The organism is Flavobacterium sp., from assembly GCF_040379285.1.
Lineage (GTDB): Bacteria > Bacteroidota > Bacteroidia > Flavobacteriales > Flavobacteriaceae > Flavobacterium.
On the sequence record NZ_JBEILJ010000046.1, the window covers coordinates 1 to 19,992 of the forward strand.

Genomic DNA, 19,992 nt, shown 5'->3' on the forward strand with positions numbered 1-19,992 from the left:
GGGTGCAAAAGTAAAACTCTTTTTTAATCTGACAAATACTTTTGCAACTTTTTTCCGAAATCTTTTACCACCTCGAAAACCCTTAACTTCCGTTTTGGGAGTGCAAATATAGAAACCAATTCACACTACATCCAAAAAAAACAGAGAGGAGTTATTAACAATTGTGTAAAAGGAAACAATTAAAACTGTAGTGTGTTAAAATTGTGTATTTTACGAACTAGGATGTTACTTTTTAGCTTTTAAATTTTGCGCTAATTTTTCCCAATGGGCATTTAATTCGTCAAAATCAATAGGATTTGCTGCTTTTTGTTCCACCAACCTCCCTTCAACAAAAGCGCGGTATAAAATAGTTTCTATCCAATAATCCTCGTTGTATTCCAAAGGACGATAGGTCGCTTTAAGATTTAAATCAAATAAATGAGCGGTTGTATTTGACCAAAAGGCTTTCCAGCCACTTTTATACTCTTTAATCAACTCAAAAGTCGAAATACCCGTTTGTCGGTGAATCAATTTGATCAATATCTGCCCCTGCTTACGGGATAATTTTTTTAAACGCGGTTTAAATTCTTCTTCCAAATAGGCTTCAACAATTTTCATGTAGCGTCTTTTTTCACGTGCCGTTTTCAAACTTCCGGCTGTCTTTCGGATCGCCATTAACTTTTCTGCCGTTAATTTTGCGTAAGGATATACCTTATACACCCGATTTTGAAGTAATAAAAATGCTTTTTTATCTTCTTCAGTCATCGCATTTTTTGAAATCAATACCTCATCCAATAAAATGGTATCAATGGTTACCGTATCGATTTCTACCGTTTGAGTCGATGTCGATGGAACAACAGGCTTATCCTCTTGTGCTTGAAGATGACAAGAAAATAAGAACAAAAAGATTGCAGCTATAACTCTCATAAATTCGTATACAAAATTATGCAAAACCATATACAACTGTAGTGCCAAATATTTATTTTAGCCCAAAAAACATTTCTATGGGCAAAAAATCCTTACTCAACAAAGCTTCACTTCATTTTTTGGAAAACTATTTGAACAATGCCTCGCCGACGGGATATGAATCGGATGGGCAACGTTTATGGATGGAATACTTAAAACCTTATGTGGATACTTTTATCACCGACACCTACGGAACAGCTGTTGGGGTAATTAATCCTGAGGCAAGCTATCGGGTGGTTATTGAAGGGCATTCCGATGAAATTTCTTGGTACGTAAATTATATTACAGATAATGGTTTAATATATGTAATACGCAATGGAGGTTCTGATCATCAAATTGCCCCTTCCAAACGCGTTAATATTCACACCAAAAAAGGAATTGTTAAAGGAGTTTTTGGTTGGCCTGCCATTCACACTCGAAATCGTGGGAAAGAAGAGTCGGCTTCATTGCACAACATTTTCATTGACGTAGGTTGTGCCACCAAAGAAGAAGTAGAAAATTTGGACATCCATGTAGGCTGTGTCATCACCTACCCCGATGAGTTTATGGTTTTAAATGGCGATAAGTTTGTATGCCGTGCCTTGGATAATCGGATGGGTGGTTTTATGATAGCCGAAGTGGCGCGATTGTTGAAAGAAAATAAGAAAAAATTACCTTTCGGTCTTTACATCGTCAATTCGGTACAGGAGGAAATCGGTTTACGAGGCGCCGAAATGATTACCCAAACGTTGAAACCTAATGTAGCCATAGTAACTGATGTTTGCCATGACACATCCACGCCGATGATCGAAAAGAAAATTGAAGGGGATTTGCAAATTGGCAAAGGTCCTGTAGTAGCTTACGCTCCAGCTGTTCAAAACAAGTTAAGAGATTTGATTACTGATACGGCAACAACGTGTAAGATTCCTTTCCAACGTCATGCCACTTCGCGAGTAACAGGGACCGATACCGATGCTTTTGCCTACAGCAATGGTGGTGTGGCTTCAGCCTTAATTTCACTTCCGTTGCGTTACATGCACACTACCGTTGAAATGGTGCATCGAGAGGATGTTGAAAATGTCATTCAGCTTATTTATGAAACACTTTTGCGCATCGAAGATCAACACAATTTTTCCTATTTTAAATAAAAAAAAAGGGCTGTCCAAACGATAGCCCTTCTTTTTTGTAATCACTAGGGATTATAAAATCTCTTTCCCTACTACCCCCGCCGGTTGAGAAATGGGAACCATGGATTGTACGATCGGTAAGGAATAGTCCTCTTTTTGTTGCCATTGATTGCTTTCAATCACTGATTCATTGAATCGAACCATGTCCTCCAAGGTAGGCTCTATCGTTAACCATTGATAGGTTTGTGGCGCGGTTTCGGTAATTTTGTAACCGTCTTCGATTTCCTCTTCAGCCGATTTTTGATAATTTCCTGCTACAGGAGCCAGCACATATTGAATATTTTGCGCATCCATTTCAGAAGCTGTTTCAGGCTTACTTATTTTTTCTTTCGCTAGATAAGCCGTTACATTTGAATCTTCAACTTCCATTTGAAATTGTTCTAAATCGCCGTGCGCTAAGGCAAAATTACTAACGAGTAAAACGGCTAATCCTAAATACATTTTTGTTGTTTTCATGATACTAGTTATTTGTTGTGATTGATGATGATTAAAAATACCTTGCATAACCTAGTAGCTTGGTCAATGTTGACGAAATTAACTGCTCGGTTATAAACTACTAGACGACACTTCGAAACTGTTGTTACAAAAAAAGGCCGCTTTTTTGAAGCGACCTTGTAATTTTAATATTCCATTAACACTAGCGTTGTTGCAAATAGGCATTCACATTATCTGAAATTCGCTTCTCAAGGCTTTCCAAATCGGCTTTGACAAACTTTTCTCCCATAATCGTTTCATACAATTCGATATAACGCTCAGAAACAGAATTAACATATTCTTCAGACATTTCTGGGATGGTTTGCCCCTCTTTTCCTTGAAAATTATGGGCAATTAACCATTGACGTACAAATTCTTTGGATAGTTGTTTTTGAGCTTCGCCTTTTTCTTGTCGTTCTTCATACCCTTCGGCATAAAAATAACGTGACGAATCTGGGGTATGGATCTCATCGATAAGTACGATTTCACCCGATTTAGTTTTTCCAAATTCATATTTGGTATCCACCAAAATCAAACCACGGGAAGCCGCAATTTCGGTTCCGCGTTGAAACAGTGATCGCGTGTATTTTTCAAGTATCAAATAATCTTCCTCTGAAACAATACCATTCGCTAAAATTGCTTCTCTTGAAATGTCTTCGTCATGCACGCCAAAATCAGCTTTGGTGGTTGGCGTAATGATGGGTTCTGGAAAACGATCATTTTCTTTCATTCCATCTGGCAAATGTACTCCACACAAAGTGCGTTTTCCTGCCGCATACTCTCGAGCTGCATGTCCTGAAAGATACCCGCGTATTACCATTTCCACCTTAAAAGGCGAACAAAGATGTCCTACCGCAACATTGGGATCGGGTGTCGCCAACAACCAATTGGGCACAATGTTGGAGGTTAACTCCATAAAACGGGTTGCGATTTGATTTAAAATCTGACCTTTATACGGTATTCCTTTAGGTAAAACGACATCAAATGCAGAGAGCCGGTCGGTGGCAATCATCACCAATATCTCATCATTAATATTGTACACTTCGCGAACTTTTCCGCGATATACTGATTTTTGTTCCGGAAATTGGAATTGTGTAGTTGTGAGCGTTTGCATTATTGTAGTTATGTTGTTGTGCGGTGCAAAAGTACTTTTAAAAAAGAAAAAATCAATTATGACTCTATGAATTTATTAAAATTCTCTATGAGAAAAGCGACACCTTTGTGTTCAACTCCTTGAATATACTCGGTGTCCTCTTGCCCCATCTCGTTGTAAAATCGAAATTGTATTTTCCCTGGTTCTGATACATTCAACTGGATTATTTTTTGCAGCGGAATTTTATACCGAGCTGTTGTTTCATTTTTCAAATAATTCCAAACAAAAAATAACAATGCCATTCCGCCAAATCCAGCAAGTATTTTTTTTGAATAAAATGCATAAAAGCAAGCGACCATTAGCAGGCCCACAAAATAATACATTCTATCTGCTCGACGATTATTTACTTTACGGGAACTAATTGACTTTTCAGACAAACTCAGAGCTTCCGACCAATTGCCCGATGATGTTAAAAAAAAGGCTTCCTCATTAATTAAGAGGTAGCCTTTTTCATATTTAAAATATTCTTTCATTAATCTTGGTTTTCGATTCGTTTGTAGGCATCGATAATTTTTTTTACCAAACGATGACGAACAATATCTTTATCATCCAAGTACAATATGCCGACGCCTTCTACATCTTTCAAAATCAAGAGCGCTTCTTTCAATCCTGAAATCGTGCGACGCGGTAAATCGACCTGTCCTGGGTCGCCTGTGATGATGAACTTGGCGTTTTTTCCCATACGCGTTAAAAACATCTTCATCTGAGAATGCGTCGTATTTTGTGCTTCATCCAAGATAACAAAGGCATTATCTAGCGTGCGCCCCCGCATGAAAGCCAAAGGTGCAATTTGAATGATTCCTTTCAGAAGATAATCCTCTAAGGTTTGCGGGGGAATCATGTCGCGCAAAGCATCATACAGGGGTTGCATGTAGGGATCAAGTTTTTCTTTCATATCACCTGGTAAAAATCCCAGGTTTTCTCCTGCTTCAACGGCGGGACGGGTGAGAATGATACGCTTTACTTGTTTTTCTTTTAACGCTTTTACAGCCAAAGCCACCCCGGTGTAGGTTTTACCCGTACCTGCGGGCCCCACGGCAAAAACCATATCATTTTTCAGTACGGATTCCACCAATTTTTGTTGGTTGGGTGTAATGGCTTTGATTAACTTGCCCCCCAACCCATGAACCAAAATTTTGTCGTGGTCGGGCATGCGTTGTTCCTCAAAAGTATTACTTTGTATCACCCGATCGATAACATTGGTATCTATATTATTGTAACGTGTAAAATGCAACATCAATCGGTTAAAACGGGTTTCAAATTCGTCCAGCTCCTCTTTTTCACCAAAGGCTTTTAAAGTGGTTCCCCGTGCTACGATTTTCAGCTTGGGATAATATTTTTTGATGGTCTCTAAATGAGCATCTTGAGCGCCCCAAAATTCTTTCGGAGCGATGTCGTGCAGTTCGATGATACGTTCGTTCAAATGCCGTGGTTTTAGGGTTAAAAATTACTGAGAATTACTTAGCTTTGCATGCATCTCAAATTTAAGAAAGACCGCGGTTTGTTCCCAATTTAGTTATAAACAATTTTATGTCAATAATTACCCTTACTACCGATTTTGGACACAAAGATTATTTTGTGGGCGCATTAAAAGGGCAATTGTACACACAATATCCAGCGGTGCAGCTTGTGGATTTATCACATGAAGTTGATGCTTTTGACTTGGCACAGGCCAGTTATCTCGTGGGTGCGGGTTACCGTCATTTTCCGAAAGGAACCGTTCATATTATTGGCGTTGATGCAGGAAGAACACCTTCCAAAGGGCATATAGCAGCCTTGTGGGAAGGGCACTATTTTATTGCGGCTGACAATGGTGTTTTGGGCATGATTTTCCGTAAAAAAGTCCCCGAAACACTGGTTGAAATCACGATTCACGATCGTTTGCACGAGAAAGCTACAGACATGGAGGTTTTTGCCACTGTTGCTATACATTTAGCCAAAGGAGGGGCACTCAGTGTGATTGGAAAAACCATTTCAACACTCCATGAAGTAACCGAATTGCAACCCGTTATTGACCAGGAACAGCGCCAACTGAAAGGTTATGTAATGTACATTGATCATTTTGGCAATGCGGTGACCAACATTGAACAATCGTTGTTTATGGAATCAGCTCGGGGACGTTCGTATGAAATCACCGTAAAACGTGAAAAACTAAAAACTATATTCCCTCATTATCATGCCATTGAAGCCTTGGACTCAAAAATCGACCATGCTGGAAAAACGATGGCCATTTTTAATGAGTCGGGTTATTTAGAAATTGGTATCTACAAAAGCACCTTACACACCGGGAATGCGGCTAGTTTGTTGGGATTACGCTATCGAGATGCCATTTGGATTGAATTTAAATCATAACTAGTATGTTAGTTCGTATTGTAAAACTCTCCTTTCATGAGGAGCATATTCCTACTTTTTTGACCCAGTTTGAGCAAATGAAATCTCACATTCGAAACAGCCCTGGCAATCGCTTGTTGGAATTGTACCAAGATGCTCAAAATCCCGGGATATTCTTTACTTACAGTTATTGGGATGATGAAACCGCTTTAAATCAGTACCGACAATCGGCCTTATTTGATGAGATTTGGACGTTTACCAAAAAACTATTCAACGACAAACCCCAAGCTTGGAGTGTGAATAAATTAGTAAGTTTGCAATAAATTTAAAAGACTGCGTTTACCTATAAAGGTTAAGCTTACACTATGAAATCAATACTATTTAGAGAAATAAAATCTTTTTTCGGCGCTCCAGTAGGGTACTTGGTTATCGCTATTTTTTTGCTTTTAAACGGTTTATTTCTTTGGATTTTTGAAGGGGAATTCAACATTCTCAACAGTGGTTTTGCCGATATGACACCCTTTTTCACTTTGGCCCCATGGATTTTGTTGTTTTTAATTCCTGCAGTGACCATGCGAAGTTTCTCGGATGAAAAAAAACAAGGTACGATTGAATTACTCCTCACCAAGCCCTTAAGTCTTTGGCAAATTGTAGGGGGCAAATTTTTGGGCGCGGTTGTTCTCATTGCCCTAGCCATTGTACCTACGTTACTTTATGTCTTTGTGTTAAATGATTTGGGGATGAAAGACAATCCCTTTGATTTTGGGAGTACCGTTGGAGCCTATTTTGGATTGTTGTTTTTAATTTCGGGCTATGCTTCTATTGGGATTTTCACCTCTACCTTATCTGAAAATCAAATTGTAGCTTTTATACTCGCTGTATTTCTATGCTTCATTTTTTATTATGGATTCGAAGGCGTTGCCGTATTCTTTGGATCGGGAGGAGACTACGTTTCTAGAATAGGTATGGATTACCATTTTAAAAGTATGGGCAAAGGGGTTTTGGATACCCGTGATATTCTATATTTTACCTCCGTTGCTTTCTTTTTCTTATCGTTAACTGTTTACCAATTAAAAGGTCTTAAATCATAATGAAGCAAAAACAGGCAAAACAAATCGCCATCACGCTCGGATTGTTAATCGTAATCAATGTTTTGGGTAATTTGTTCTTCAAACGGTTTGACCTTACCGCTGACCATCGGTACACGCTATCGGATACTTCGATGACTATTGTGGATAAAGCAAAAGAACCTCTTTACATCGATGTTTATCTGGAAGGAAGTTTTCCAGGTGAATTCAAAAAACTGCAAAGTGAAACCCAACAATTACTGGAAGAATTCAAAGCCAAAAACAGCAATGTCATCTTTCAATTTATCAACCCTTTGGATGATGAAAACACGTCTGAAGCCACCCTTCAAAAACTATATGACCGCGGATTAACGCCCATCAATATTACCATAAATCACAAAGGAAAACAAACCGAAGAGATGGTATTCCCTTGGGCCGAGGTTCGTTACGGCGATCGCATTACCAAAGTCCCACTCCTCAAAAACATGATGGGTGCCTCGACTGCTCAAAAAGTAGAAAGTTCGGTGCAACATTTAGAATATGCATTTGCCAATGGATTTAATACGGTAATTGAGAAAAGACAGAAAAAAATTGCGGTTATCAAAGGAAATGGCGAATTGCATGAATTGTTGATTGGTGATTTTCTACGAACAGTAAAGGAAAATTATTTTATCGGACCTTTCACCCTAGATTCTGTGGCTACCAATCCTGCCAAAACCAATCTCGATTTAAAAAAATACGATTTAGCACTCATTGCCAAACCCACTGAGGCTTTTTCTGATGCCGAAAAACAGGTGCTCGATCAATTTATGGTTCATGGTGGAAAATCATTATGGTTGTTGGATCAGGTCAATATTGAAATGGATAGTTTGATGACCACGGGCGAAGGATTGGCTTTTCCGAGGGACTTGAATCTGGATGATTTGTTCTTTAAATACGGGATACGCATAAAACGCGACCTTGTTAAAGATGTAATGGCCTGTCCTATCACCTTAGCCACAGGGCAACAAGGCAATGCCACACAATACAATCAGTATCCTTGGCTGTATGCTCCCGCAGTATATGCCGATGCCAAGAATCCGATAGTGACCAATTTGGATGTGATTAAATTTGATTTCTGCAACCCAATTGAACTCCTGCAGAATGCTATTCAAAAAACGGTTCTTTTGCATTCTTCACCCTATTCTAAAGCCGTGGGCACGCCCATTCCCGTAGCTTTAAACATGGTGGCCGAACGTCCTGAACCGGCTTCCTTTCCGAAGGGTGGCGGGTTGATTCCTTTGGCGGTCTTGCTTGAGGGTCAGATGCATTCGGTTTATGAAAACCGTATTCCAGCTTTTAAAGATCCCAACTTCAAAGCCGTAGGTAAACCGGGGAAAATGATTGTCATTGCCGACGGTGATGTTATTCGAAATCAATACGATAAAAACTACCAACCGCTGGAATTAGGGTATGACAAATGGACTGAAAAAATGTATGCGAATAAAGAGTTTTTACTGAATTGCGTCAATTATTTATTGGATGACTCGGGACTTATCAACATTCGCAATAAAGAGGTGAAGTTAGCCCTATTGGACACTGAAAAAGTAAAAGAGAATTACACCTTCACGCAAATCGTTACCGTAGTGTCCCCTTTAGTAATTTTAGGTATTTTCGGACTGTTTTTTACCTTACTTCGCAGGCGACGTTATGCCCGCTAATGTTAATAAAAAAACTTTTTTTAATCATCCGCTTTAGGATATATTTGTAAAAAATAAAAAAATGAAATTCATTGTATCGAGTTCGTATTTATTAAAACAGCTTCAAGTTTTAGGAAGTGTTATCAACAGCAGCAACACTTTGCCGATTTTAGATAATTTCCTGTTTGAATTGGATCAAAATACGCTCACCGTTTCGGCCTCCGATCTAGAAACTACGATGTCGTCAACTCTTGAAATTGAATCTACCAATACGGGAAGTGTTGCAGTACCGTCCAAGTTGTTGTTGGATATCTTAAAAACGTTTCCTGAGCAACCGCTAACCTTTACAGTGGAGGAAAATAACACCATTGAAATCAGTTCAAATTCGGGTAAATACGCCTTAGCCTATGCGCCAGGAGAGGAATTTCCAAAATCTGTACAGTTGGAAGATCCTTCTTCAACCCTTGTGCCTGCCGAAGTTTTGGCTACCGCGATTAGCAAAACTATTTTTGCCGCTGGAAATGACGACTTACGCCCAGTGATGTCAGGGGTATTTTTCCAATTTGCTCCTGAAGGATTAATTTTTGTGGCTACCGATGCACACAAATTGGTAAAATATGCTCGAACTGATGTTAGCGCTTCACAAGTGGCTGATTTTATTATGCCCAAAAAACCGTTGAATATTTTAAAAAATATTTTAGGGACCTCCGATGCCGAAGTGAAGATTGAATACAACGATTCTAACGCTATGTTTTCTTTTGAAAATTATATTTTAACTTGTCGTTTGATTGACGGTAAATATCCCAACTATGAAGCGGTGATTCCAAAGGAAAACCCCAATAAGTTGATTATTGATCGCACGCAATTCTTTAACTCAGTTCGTCGTGTGGCTATTTTTTCCAACAAAACGACCCACCAAATTCGTTTGAAAATTGCTGGTGCCGAATTAAACATTTCAGCCGAAGATATTGATTACAGCAATAAAGCCGAAGAGCGTTTAACCTGTGATTATCAGGGAGATGATATGCAAATTGGATTCAACTCTCGCTTTTTATTAGAAATGCTTTCCAACCTACAATCGGATGAAATACAATTGGAAATGTCTATGCCTAACCGCGCTGGAATCCTGACCCCAGTTGATGGTTTGGATGAAGGCGAAACCGTAACCATGTTGGTTATGCCTGTGATGTTGAACAATTAGATCAAACACTAACCCAACCTTTTATAATGAAAGAAGCGGCTTTTTTACAAGCGGCTTTTTTTTATTCATGTAGCGCCAAAACTGGAATACTCAAATGATTGGCCATTTTCTCAGTAAAGGATTGCGCAAACAATTGGGCAAAAAATCCTTTTTTATAGGTCATCATCGCCAATACATCGACGTCATTTCCACTGATGAAATCAGCAATTGTTGCTTCAACATCATCATTGGGGATAATATGAAATTGAACGGGTTCCAACTTAAAATGGCTTTTCCAATCTTCATAGGTGGCTGGCGTATTGTCGGTATCACGTGTTTCCACATACAAACATTTTACTTTGGCTTGTAATCCTTTGGCTAAGTGAATGACTTCTTGTAATGCTTTTTTATCTTTTTCTCGAAATCGTGTGGTAAATGCAATCGTCTCAATACCGGTGAAAGTAGCTTCTTTGGGCACACTCAATAGGGGAACATTCAAATTAGAAATCGCTTCTGTGGTATTTGTCCCCAAAAAATATTCACTCCATCCAGAAGCCCCCGCGGTCCCCATGACCACAAAGTCCGCTTGCTCCTCTCGAATCAATTCTTTTAGATTAAAAACCAAATCACCATCGCGTAAGGCATGACTCAAACGTACCTTTTCGGCTTTATGCTTTGCCACAATTTCCTTCAATTTGGCCGCTTCTTCCTTAAATCGATCAAAATTGATTAACTCCAAGGAATCAAAAATAGTCTTGTAATTTTGAGGGGCAAATTGATGGTCGACAATGGGTAATTCATAGGTATGCAAAAGAATAATCTCTGCATGATACTGTTTTGCCAATTCAAGTGCATAACTAAATGCATTCGTGGCCACTTTAGAAAAGTCGGTAGGGAAGACAATTTTTTTCATAATTTCAGTTTTTGCACTGTAAAGTTACGGCCCCTTTTGGCACGAAAACATGATAATCATCATACTACCGGTAAGATAACCTAAAATTAAAATAGAAATCATTCTAAAGGGAAAGTCCGAACTACATTTCAAAAAACTGATCTTGAAAACCAATGAGATACAATCGTTCTTTGGCGCGGGTTAAAGCGGTATACAACCATCGAACATCCTCCATTTGAAGTCCGTCAGGTAAATAAGGCTGTTCCACAAAAACGGTATTCCATTGGCCTCCTTGTGATTTATGTCCTGTAATCGCATAGGCAAATTTTACTTGTAGCCCATTGAAATATTCATTTTGGCGTACATGTTCCAAACGTTTGTACTTGGAGGGTTCGTCGGCATAGTCCAATAAGACCTCTTCATACAAGCGTTGGGATTGCTCTTGGGTCAACGACGGAGCTTCGCTTGTTAAGGTATCTAAAATGAGTATCGTTTCAAAAGGGGGTTGATCAGGATAATCAACCATTCTGATTTTTACCCGCGCAAATTGAAACCCATATAGCGCTTTGAAACCATATATTTCAAGCACCTCAATGGTATCACCGTTGGCAATAAAACCTGCTTCATCGGTTTCTTTTAACCAGAAATAATTATTTTTCACAACCATCAAATAATCCCCTACCGAAAGTTCACTTTCCTTAAACAATATGCGCGCGCGAATTTGCTGATTGTATTGATTGGCGCGTTTATTGGAACGAACGATAAAAGCAGTATCTTCAATAGAAAATTGACTGTAGGCATTATTGATGGCATCTTGAATATCATACCCATCAACCAAGCGTATAATATCTTTGAATCCGCGCAATTGAAACTGAAATCCTTCAAAAAAAGCGTCGTGCAATAATTCGCGTAACTGGGTTGCATTCCATAATATCCCCGACTTTTCCTCTTGACGCATTACCTCGTCCAACTCAATAGTATCGACCTTTTTTTGGTAGTTTAAGGATAATGAATCCACATTCAAAGCGGGTGAATCAGTTCGATGAACAGGAGGTAGCTGAGCCGTATCGCCCAAAAGTATCAATTTGCAATTTTGATTGTTATAGACATAAAAGATCAAATCGTCTAATAAAGAACCATGTTGATACATTCCTGAACCGCCTTCATAATCGGAAATCATGGAAGCCTCATCGACAAGAAAAAGCGTATTCTTATGCTTGTTTTGTTGCATGGTAAAAGTGACGCTACCTGCTTTTTTCTTAGGAAAATAAATCTTTTTATGAATGGTAAAAGCCGGCTTTTGCGCATAATTGGAAATGACTTTGGCAGCACGACCGGTTGGAGCCAACAAAACCGATTTGTATTGTATTTCGGGTAAAATTTGCACCAAAGCGGCAATCACGGTGGTTTTTCCCGTACCTGCATAGCCTTTTAACACAAAAATTGAATCGTCGTTGGGTTCGGTCACAAACTTTGCTATTTTTTGAAAAAAAACGTCTTGCTTCAACGTGGGTTGAAAAGGAAAAGCCTGCTGTAATCGTTGGTAAAATTTATGCATAAGACAACAAAGATAGTATTCTGCCTTCAAATTTGAACCCTCGGAAGTCCTCCTTATATTAACAATATTTCGTAAGTTTGCCTCCACCCGATTAGTTCATGGAGAGTATACTTGACAAAACATATAAACGCTTAGCCATTCAGGTTTCTCTGAACGGCTTGTCGTTTGCAGTTGTGAATACCATTACAGAACAAATTGAGGTTTTACAACCGCTCCCTTATCATCCTTATCAACGTAATACACCTATTGAAGATTGGTTCAACGTGGTTTTTCACGATCATCCCGAATTGCGTCTGCGGTATGATGCCATACAAATTGTTCATACCAATACACTCAATACTTTTGTGCCTACTCCTTTTTTTGATGGGGAGTTCAAAGGAAGTTATTTGCAATTCAATACCCGAGTTTTTGAAACCGACTTTTTTGCCTATGATACCTTGGCGTCACATGAAATGACCAATGTGTATATCCCGTATGTGAACATGAATAATTTTTTCATCGACCAATACGGTTCTTTTGATTACTGCCATGCACATTCCATCTTGGTTCAAAAATTATTGGAGTACAGCAAACATTCGGTCGAACCTGTGATGTATGTTCACCGTGCCTCTTCACATTTTGAAATTGTGGTGATTGCGCAACGGAAGTTAGTTTTTTTCAATGCGTTCGACTATCAAACGCCAGAGGATTTCATCTATTATATTTTATTTACTGCCGAGCAGTTGCAACTTAATCCCGAGCAATTTCAATTGGAACTGTTGGGCACATTTGAAGAAGACGATGCGTTTTATCAAATGGCCTTTAGCTATATTCGTCATGTGCAACTCATGCCGTTGCGCACTATCAGTAATGGGCGAAGTGAACATGAAAACCGCCACCATTTTATTCTTGTTCACGCATGAGAATTATATCTGGAAAATACAAAGGACGTCGATTGGTAGCGCCCAAAAATTTACCCGTTCGCCCTACTACGGATATGAGTAAAGAATCATTGTTTAATATTTTAAATAACCACTTTCATTTTGCGAATCTAAAGGTATTGGACTTATTTGCAGGCACGGGAAACATCAGTTATGAATTTGGATCCCGCGGTTGTGAGGACCTAACTTGTGTGGATGCAAACTACAGTTGCATTCAATACATCAAGAATACGGCACAGGAACTGAACCTCAATATCACACCGATTAAAAGTGATGTTTTTACCTTTTTGGAACGTCATCGGGGAAGTTATGATGTGATTTTTGCTGACCCACCGTATGATATGGCAGAAAAAGATTTTCATCGTTTGGTAGCGTTGATCTTTGCGCAGGATTTGTTGGATGAACAAGGCGTTTTGGTCGTAGAACATTCGAAGCATACCCCTATGAAAGATTTGGACTTTTACAGCTACGATAAAAACTATGGTGCCTCGGTTTTTTCCTTTTTTGAATATCCTGATATCGAGAAAGAAGAAGCATAAAAAAAGCAGACCTGTAAGCCGGATTCTGTATTCCGAAAATCGGAACCCTTATCATTTATCTAGCCGCGTTATTACTAACGCGATCCATCTGCCTACCCCCCGGCAACGGACGAGTAACCCTTAACTGCCGGTATACATGGCATTGCACCGCATAGAGTTTACCTGATTTCACTACAGCCGAACTGTACATCCTTTCTGTTGCACTGGTCCTTCTCGTTCAAAAAACGAGCGACGGGTGTTACCCGCTATGCTACTCTGTGGTGTCCGGACTTTCCTCTCTCCCAACGAATCGGAATAGCGATAAGGCGGTCTGCTGGCGCAAAGATAGCTTTAATTGTTTGGAAAAAGCTGCTTTCTGATTTTTAAAAAATAGGCGTAAAAAATGATGGGGACGGCTTCCATTTACAGGGTACGGTTGTGAATAAGTTTTGATGAAAAAGGGATAGGGCAAGCGAACTGATTTTGTAAAAAAACTATATTTGTAATCCAATTGAGTTTTATGGAACAATTTGTAGTATCGGCACGAAAATACCGCCCGCAAACGTTTAAAGATGTGGTGGGGCAGCAGGCTATTACCAATACCTTATTGAATGCCATTGAAACCAATCATTTGGCGCAGGCGTTACTTTTCACAGGCCCTAGAGGAGTAGGAAAAACAACTTGTGCTCGTATTCTTGCCCGAAAAATCAATCAACCAGGGTATGATGATCCCAACGAAGATTTTGCCTTTAATGTGTTTGAATTGGATGCCGCGTCAAATAACTCTGTAGATGACATTCGTAATTTGATTGATCAGGTTCGCATTCCTCCCCAAACCGGACAATATAAAGTTTATATTATCGACGAGGTTCACATGCTTTCAACGGCAGCGTTCAATGCCTTTTTGAAAACTTTGGAAGAACCCCCGAAGCATGCTATTTTTATTTTGGCGACTACGGAGAAGCATAAAATCATTCCAACCATCTTATCGCGTTGTCAAATTTTTGATTTCAAAAGAATCACTGTCAAAGATGCCAAAGAGCATTTGGCGGAAGTGGCGCGAAATCAAGGGGTGCAATTTGAAGATGATGCTTTACATATTATAGCCCAAAAAGCGGATGGTGCTATGCGGGATGCCCTATCTATATTTGACCGTGTTGTATCGTATTGTGGGACTAATTTGACCCGTCAGGCGGTAACTGAAAATCTAAATGTATTGGATTTTGAGACTTATGTTGCGATGACTAATTTAATTTTAGCCCATGATATTCCTCAAATTTTAGTAGCCTTTCATCACGTTTTGGCCAAAGGATTTGATGGCCATCACTTTATTGTTGGTTTGGCATCGCATTTTAGAGATTTAATGGTATGCAAAAATCCAGCGACCCTGGCTTTGCTGGAAGCAGGAGAACACGCACAAATGCTGTATAAAGAGCAAGCTGAAAAATGTGAAAGTGACTTCTTACTTAAAGCCATTGCCTTGGCCAACGAATGCGATTTGAAGTATAAAACGTCTCAAAATCAGCGCTTACTAGTCGAACTTACACTCATGCAATTGTGCTCCATCTCCTTTGATGGAGAAAAAAAAAAGTTGACTTCATAATTCCGCCAACCTACTACAGGACCAGCAATTTCTCCATCACTGAACTAAAAAATCAGGATAAAAAAACAACATCCCCTCCAGCCACTGGAACTAGCGTTCCTCAACCCGAAGCTGCCGAGACACCGGTATCGATTCCAACGGATCTTCCCAAAACGGAGGCCCGTATCGAACCATCTATTGCTAAACCTTTGCAAACACTATTGCCAAGTCAAACCGAAGGAGGAAAAGTTTCAGCTTTGTCGTTGTCGAGTATTCGAGCGAAAAAGGAACTATTGGAGCAACAAAAAAATACAGTTCGTGAAGAACAGAAAGCATTGCCTACCGAACCTTTTACAGCTACAGAAATGTTGGAACAATGGTATAAATATGCCGACCGATTAAACGACAAAGGGCACAAAATCATGGAAGCATTACTGCGCATCAATGATCCGCGACTGGAAGGCACGACCATTATTCATACGTTACCGAATCAGGGGTCAAAATTGGACTTTGACAAAGAAAAACCTGAGCTTGTTGCATTTTTACGCGCCAAACTTCACAATCATGAAATCGGACTTGAAGTCGAAGTCAATGAAGAAGTTAAAAGTAAAATAGCCTTTACGCCCCAAGACAAATACCATCGACTACAAGAAATCAACCCCGCATTGGAAATGTTGCGGAAACAATTTGACCTTGATTTATAAGGTGTTTTAAAACTTAATAGATTCTATTTTTCCTAGATAAATTGCTTTTACGATACCATCGGAGAGCCCAATTTTGGGAACATAGATTTTTCTTGCTCCACTCCATTTCATGGCGTTTAAATAAATCTTTGTCGCTGGGATAATTACGTCGGCTCGGTCTGTATTGAGCGCTAATTCAGCCACACGTTGTTCATAAGTTAACGAACTTAAATATTGATATTGTGCATTTAGATACAGATAAGAAAGAGGCTGATCGGGTAATTTTCCCGACAGTTTAAACAGTTTGTTGATGTTGCCACCAGAACCCACCAATATAATATCATCATACGGTTCACACTGGGTTCGCACCCATTCTTCAATAGCATTCCACGTTTGATCGGGAACGCGATCGTTGAGTAAACGTACGGTTCCGTTTCGGAAAGATTTGGAAGCAATCATTTTACCCTCAGAAAACAAGGAAAACTCTGTACTTCCACCCCCAACATCGACATACAAGTAGGTTTTGTCGGCTGTAATAAACGAGTGTAAATCAGAGGAAGCAATGATCATGGCCTCAGTTTTCCCGTCAATAATTTCAATATCAATATTTGCTTTTTCCTTAACAAGTTTCACCACATCGGGTCCGTTTAACGAATCGCGCATGGCCGAAGTGGCACAGGCTTTGTACCGTTCGACTTTGTAGACTTTCATCAACAATCGAAATGCTTCCATGGCATCGACCATGCGTAATGCATTTTCTTGAGAAATGATTCCGGTAGTAAATGAATCTTGCCCTAGACGAATGGGTACCCGAATTAAAGAGGACTTGTTAAACTGCGGCTCTTTTCCATCTTGCTCAACAATATTAGTGATTAACAAGCGCATCGCATTGGAACCAATATCAATCGCAGCATATTTACGAATTGCAATCATAGGTTTGGGGCTATTTTATGGGAGTAAGGGTTGTTCATCATAGAGGCGTTGAAAATACGCATACATTTCATATTGTGCTCTAAATACAGGGGAATGTTCATCACGTGTTCGGTAGCGATTGTCTAGTTTTTCGGAATGAAAACGCGCTTTTACATTTCCTTTCCATCCAATTTCAAACGTATCGATAAGTGTTTTTTTAATATCGGCCTGATAAATGGGACAGGTCACTTCTACCCTACCGTCAAGATTTCGCGTCATAAAATCGGCCGAGGAAATATAGATATCGGGGTTTCCATCATTTCCAAAAATAAAAACGCGGGCATGTTCGAGTAAATTATCGACAATGCTTATGGTTTGAATATTCTCGCTCATCCCAGGAACTCCAGGAATTAAGGTGCAAATTCCACGTATTTGCAAACGAATTTTTACCCCGGCATTACTCGCTTCATACAATTTATCAATCATCTCAAAATCAGAGAGTGAATTCATTTTTAAATCAATCGTAGCCACTTTACCGAGGGTAGCATTGAGGATTTCGCGGTCTATTAATTTATAGATGCGATTTCTTGTATAATGCGGGGAAACAATAAGGTGTTTGTAGCGGTGTAAACGGTAGTTGATATCAAAAAATTCAAATATTTTCGTAACATCTTTAAGGATTTGTTGGTGACTGGTAAATAAGGTGACGTCGGTATACACTTTGGCCGAAGATTCATTGAAATTACCGGTGGAAATAAATCCGTACCGTTTTAACTTTTGCTCTTCCATTCGTTCTACGACACAAATTTTACTGTGTACTTTCAAACCTTTGATGCCAAAAATTAACTCAATACCTTCTTGTTGCATCATTTCTGAATACGAAATGTTACTTTCTTCATCAAAGCGGGCTTGTAATTCAATTTGCACGACAACCCGTTTGCCATTTTTAGCCGCATTGATGAGAGAACTAATGATTTGCGAATTTTTGGCCAGACGGTATAACGTAATTTTTATAGAAGTAACTTTCGGATCTAAGGCGGCTTCTCTTAAAAACTTAATAAGGTAAGAGAACGATTGGAAAGGGGCATACACCAAATAATCTTTTTGCGCAATTTTTTGCAGCATACTGCCCTCCAACGAAAGGCCAGGAACAGGGAGCGGTACCTTCTTTTGGTACAATAAATCAAATCGTCCTAAATTGGGAAAATCCATGTAGTCACGACGGTTGTGGTAACGTCCACCGGGAATCACACTGTCGGACTTGTCAATTCCCATTCGGTTGAGGAAGAAACTTAAGGTATCTTTATCAATCGAGGTGTCGTAGACAAAACGTACAGGTTCACCGACGCGACGCTCTTTGACTGAAGTGGCAATTTTCTGTAACATACTCTTATTCAAGTCACTATCGATATCCAATTGGGCATCGCGGGTGATTTTGATCATGTGGGCTGAGATACTTTCGTAGTCAAATATATTGAATATGGAACTCAAATTATAGCGAATCACATCGTCCAAAAGCATAATGTATTGTTTGTTTTCAATGGCAGGTAAAACAACGACACGATTGATGTTTTTGGGGATTTCAATGAGGGCGTAACGAACTTCTTTCGGCTTCATTTTACCAAATAGACCTGACTTATTTTCGCTTCGCATAACCAATTTGACAGCCAAGTAGCCCAAGGTATCTTTTAGTAAAGGAAATTCAGCTAAATCATTTAAAATAACCGTAACTAATTCTGTACTAACATTTTGAATAAAAAAATCATGAACAAAATTTTGATGTTCTTGGCAGAGTTGATTTTCGTTGACAATGACAATATTTTCCTTTTCTAACTCTTTTTCAATGGCACTTAGAATACGAAGACTGTCGGATTGTTGCTTTATAACAATTTCAATGATTTCTTTCACTAGTTGTTGCGCAGAGATTCCACCTAAAATTTTCTCACCTGTTTGTCCAGAGAGGCTTAGACGACGAATAGCAGCATAACGAACCCTAAAAAATTCATCTAAATTATTAGAAAAAATACCTAAAAAACGAAGTCTATCGAGTAAAGGAACCGTGGGATCGGCAGCTTCTTGAAGGACACGAGCATTAAAGGTGAGCCAACTTTTTTCGCGGTCAATATAGCTGAATTTACGTGAGTTTGTCATTTTTATAATGCGCTGGGAGTTATAAATCGTATTGTTTTTCCCTTGGTGATTGAAGCCCAATTTTCTGCTTCAAATTCGATAGTTACCCAACCTGCCGTGGGAACATTGGGAATAAACAGGTCTCCAAATTTATTAACAAAATCTGTAATAGCGTTGTTATGACCAAAAAGAAATACGCTAGTGTATACCGGATTCATTTTTTTAACAAATCGTTCTAATTTTTTTGCATCAAACGTATATAGTTCCTCGACGATTTCAAGAATTGGAAATGGTAGATCTTGATTCTCCATGATTATTTTTGCTGTAGTCCGAGCCCTGACTGCTGGACTTGTATAGATTTTTTGTGGTATACATTTCTGACGAGTTAACTCTTTTCGCATTTTTTTGGCATTAGTAATTCCACGTTCATTTAAGGGGCGCAACCGATCATCCAGAGGAAATTCCCATGAAGATTTAGCATGTCGCATCAGTGAAAGTTTAAATTTCATATTTTGTAAGAATTTACATGTTATATATAGTCATTTTTGCTTTTTATCCATTTTTTTTTACACTTTATCGGTGTTTTATTTGGTCGGCTAAATATAACACTGTACTTTCGTTTTGTTAAAAATATGCATTTTGTCGATGTTTTTTTAACTTTTTTTAGCACAAAATGCGGTTTAATATCGTTGAGTGATGAAAATGTGTCGTTGAAAAACATATATTTTTAGATGAATCATTGAAAAACATAAAAAAATGGAAGTTTAACGAGTTTTAGCGCAGTTCATAGATAAAATTGAAA

20 protein-coding genes and 1 other RNA gene are annotated in these 19,992 nt (G+C 39.0%); 10 read left to right on the plus strand and 11 right to left on the minus strand.

Going from position 1 to position 19,992, the window contains the following annotated elements; translation table 11 throughout:
• Positions 1-225: 225 nt before the first annotated feature.
• Complete coding sequence (locus ABWO12_RS09540; protein WP_353088632.1) at positions 226-906, minus strand: DUF4294 domain-containing protein; 681 nt, start codon at positions 904-906, stop codon at positions 226-228.
• A gap of 77 nt (positions 907-983) precedes the next feature.
• On the opposite strand from ABWO12_RS09540, the gene ABWO12_RS09545 reads away from it, so the two are divergent.
• Positions 984-2,072 carry a M42 family metallopeptidase gene (locus ABWO12_RS09545; protein WP_353088633.1) on the plus strand — a complete coding sequence of 363 codons (1,089 nt, stop codon included), beginning with the start codon at positions 984-986 and terminating at the stop codon, positions 2,070-2,072.
• Between the two features lie 51 nt (positions 2,073-2,123).
• Here the strand turns inward: ABWO12_RS09545 and ABWO12_RS09550 are convergent, their stop codons facing one another.
• The 4 genes from ABWO12_RS09550 to ABWO12_RS09565 all read right to left on the minus strand — a co-directional run bounded on the left by ABWO12_RS09550 (position 2,124) and on the right by ABWO12_RS09565 (position 5,161).
• Positions 2,124-2,567, minus strand: a complete 444-nt coding sequence (locus ABWO12_RS09550; RefSeq protein ID WP_353088635.1) for a hypothetical protein — start codon at positions 2,565-2,567, stop codon at positions 2,124-2,126.
• Between the two features lie 181 nt (positions 2,568-2,748).
• Complete coding sequence (locus ABWO12_RS09555) at positions 2,749-3,699, minus strand: phosphoribosylaminoimidazolesuccinocarboxamide synthase (RefSeq protein WP_353088636.1); 951 nt, start codon at positions 3,697-3,699, stop codon at positions 2,749-2,751.
• Positions 3,700-3,755: 56 nt separating this feature from the next.
• Positions 3,756-4,211, minus strand: coding sequence for a hypothetical protein (locus tag ABWO12_RS09560; protein WP_353088638.1), 456 nt, complete (start codon positions 4,209-4,211; stop codon positions 3,756-3,758).
• The gene (locus tag ABWO12_RS09565) at positions 4,211-5,161 is read right to left on the minus strand and encodes a PhoH family protein (protein ID WP_073365402.1); all 951 of its coding nucleotides are present in this window, start codon (positions 5,159-5,161) and stop codon (positions 4,211-4,213) included. The genes ABWO12_RS09560 and ABWO12_RS09565 overlap by 1 nt, the downstream gene beginning before the upstream one ends.
• Before the next feature lie 107 nt (positions 5,162-5,268).
• On the opposite strand from ABWO12_RS09565, the gene ABWO12_RS09570 reads away from it, so the two are divergent.
• From ABWO12_RS09570 to dnaN, 5 genes are all read left to right on the plus strand, one after another.
• Entirely contained in the window at positions 5,269-6,090 is an 822-nt protein-coding gene (locus ABWO12_RS09570) for an SAM hydrolase/SAM-dependent halogenase family protein (protein ID WP_353088640.1), read from the plus strand.
• 5 nt (positions 6,091-6,095) lie between these two features.
• On the plus strand, positions 6,096-6,392 hold the full coding sequence (locus ABWO12_RS09575) for a putative quinol monooxygenase (protein ID WP_353088641.1): 297 nt from the start codon (positions 6,096-6,098) through the stop codon (positions 6,390-6,392).
• A gap of 42 nt (positions 6,393-6,434) precedes the next feature.
• Positions 6,435-7,160 (plus strand): gliding motility-associated ABC transporter permease subunit GldF, encoded by a 726-nt coding sequence (gldF, locus tag ABWO12_RS09580; RefSeq protein ID WP_353088642.1) that lies wholly within the window; start codon positions 6,435-6,437, stop codon positions 7,158-7,160.
• Complete coding sequence (gene gldG / locus ABWO12_RS09585) at positions 7,160-8,836, plus strand: gliding motility-associated ABC transporter substrate-binding protein GldG (RefSeq protein WP_353088644.1); 1,677 nt, start codon at positions 7,160-7,162, stop codon at positions 8,834-8,836. The genes gldF and gldG overlap by 1 nt, the downstream gene beginning before the upstream one ends.
• Positions 8,837-8,897: 61 nt before the next feature.
• Entirely contained in the window at positions 8,898-10,016 is a 1,119-nt protein-coding gene (gene dnaN, locus ABWO12_RS09590; RefSeq protein ID WP_353088645.1) for a DNA polymerase III subunit beta, read from the plus strand.
• Between the two features lie 61 nt (positions 10,017-10,077).
• Here the strand turns inward: dnaN and ABWO12_RS09595 are convergent, their stop codons facing one another.
• Both ABWO12_RS09595 and ABWO12_RS09600 read right to left on the minus strand, forming a co-directional pair.
• A complete protein-coding gene (locus ABWO12_RS09595; RefSeq protein ID WP_353088646.1) occupies positions 10,078-10,908 on the minus strand; it encodes a universal stress protein in 831 nt (276 codons plus the stop codon).
• A gap of 121 nt (positions 10,909-11,029) precedes the next feature.
• Entirely contained in the window at positions 11,030-12,445 is a 1,416-nt protein-coding gene (locus ABWO12_RS09600) for an ATP-dependent DNA helicase (protein ID WP_353088647.1), read from the minus strand.
• 98 nt (positions 12,446-12,543) lie between these two features.
• Between ABWO12_RS09600 and ABWO12_RS09605 the strand changes: the two genes are divergently transcribed.
• Both ABWO12_RS09605 and ABWO12_RS09610 read left to right on the plus strand, forming a co-directional pair.
• Positions 12,544-13,347, plus strand: coding sequence for a DUF3822 family protein (locus ABWO12_RS09605; protein WP_353088648.1), 804 nt, complete (start codon positions 12,544-12,546; stop codon positions 13,345-13,347).
• Positions 13,344-13,904 (plus strand): RsmD family RNA methyltransferase, encoded by a 561-nt coding sequence (locus tag ABWO12_RS09610; RefSeq protein WP_353088650.1) that lies wholly within the window; start codon positions 13,344-13,346, stop codon positions 13,902-13,904. The genes ABWO12_RS09605 and ABWO12_RS09610 overlap by 4 nt, the downstream gene beginning before the upstream one ends.
• Here ABWO12_RS09610 and rnpB read toward each other — a convergent pair.
• Positions 13,903-14,221: RNase P RNA component class A (gene rnpB / locus ABWO12_RS09615), an RNA gene on the minus strand. The genes ABWO12_RS09610 and rnpB overlap by 2 nt on opposite strands.
• Before the next feature lie 182 nt (positions 14,222-14,403).
• On the opposite strand from rnpB, the gene dnaX reads away from it, so the two are divergent.
• Positions 14,404-15,486: a DNA polymerase III subunit gamma/tau gene (dnaX, locus tag ABWO12_RS09620; protein ID WP_353088652.1), complete on the plus strand. Its 1,083-nt coding sequence runs from the start codon at positions 14,404-14,406 to the stop codon at positions 15,484-15,486.
• A gap of 188 nt (positions 15,487-15,674) precedes the next feature.
• Positions 15,675-16,169, plus strand: coding sequence for a DUF8439 domain-containing protein (locus ABWO12_RS09625; protein WP_353088653.1), 495 nt, complete (start codon positions 15,675-15,677; stop codon positions 16,167-16,169).
• A gap of 6 nt (positions 16,170-16,175) precedes the next feature.
• On the opposite strand, the gene ABWO12_RS09630 is transcribed toward ABWO12_RS09625, so the two are convergent.
• The 3 genes from ABWO12_RS09630 to ABWO12_RS09640 are packed head-to-tail and all read right to left on the minus strand — an operon-like array spanning position 16,176 to position 19,699.
• Entirely contained in the window at positions 16,176-17,081 is a 906-nt protein-coding gene (locus tag ABWO12_RS09630; protein ID WP_353088654.1) for a Ppx/GppA phosphatase family protein, read from the minus strand.
• Between the two features lie 15 nt (positions 17,082-17,096).
• A complete protein-coding gene (gene ppk1, locus ABWO12_RS09635) occupies positions 17,097-19,211 on the minus strand; it encodes a polyphosphate kinase 1 (RefSeq protein ID WP_353088656.1) in 2,115 nt (704 codons plus the stop codon).
• A 2-nt stretch (positions 19,212-19,213) separates the two neighbouring features.
• On the minus strand, positions 19,214-19,699 hold the full coding sequence (locus ABWO12_RS09640; RefSeq protein ID WP_353088658.1) for a SixA phosphatase family protein: 486 nt from the start codon (positions 19,697-19,699) through the stop codon (positions 19,214-19,216).
• Positions 19,700-19,992: the final 293 nt, after the last annotated feature.